Genomic DNA, 501 nt, shown 5'->3' with positions numbered 1-501 from the left:
CACCAAGAGCCCGTCCGGCGCCGCCCCCGGGAGGCTGGAGGGCAGCTGGCTCGCCACCAGCGGCGGACAGGCCGTGGCCCTGGTGATCACCGGTGACGACGCCGGGCTGTTCGCCAGCCGCGGGACGATGTGCAGCGGCCGGGTCGGCGAGAGTGCCGGGAAGCGGACGGTCCGGCTGTCCTGCGGCGGCGGGGACCGGGAGCGCGGCACCGGGACGGTCGGCTCCGTCACCGCGAACACGCTCGAGGTGACCTGGGAGGGCTCGGTGGGCACCGAGACGTACACCAGGGCCGAGGGCGGGAAGCTGCCGTCCGGGCTGCCTACGGCGGGGCCGGGCGCCCCCTGAGGCCGGCCCGCGCCCTCACCCGTGCCTCGCGGGCCCGCTTCCGTGGTCCGAGGCCCCGTGCAGAGCGTCGGACAGCCGGTCCAGGGACGTGAGCAGGAGCCGGGCGGCGGGGCGTACGACGGTGTCGGCGGCCGGCCAGGCCGGGTCGGCGAGGG

Annotated in this window: 1 pseudogene; it reads left to right on the top strand. The window is 78.0% G+C overall.

The window, feature by feature from the left end:
• Nucleotides 1–346 (top strand): annotated as a pseudogene (locus CCN42_RS43130) (hypothetical protein); the annotation flags it as partial.
• Nucleotides 347–501 lie beyond the last annotated feature (155 nt).

The sequence above is a fragment of the Streptomyces glaucescens genome (assembly GCF_002154375.1).
GTDB lineage: Bacteria > Actinomycetota > Actinomycetes > Streptomycetales > Streptomycetaceae > Streptomyces > Streptomyces glaucescens.
The sequence above is the reverse complement of the archived record's forward strand: the minus strand, read 5'-3'. Positions and strand labels throughout refer to the sequence as shown.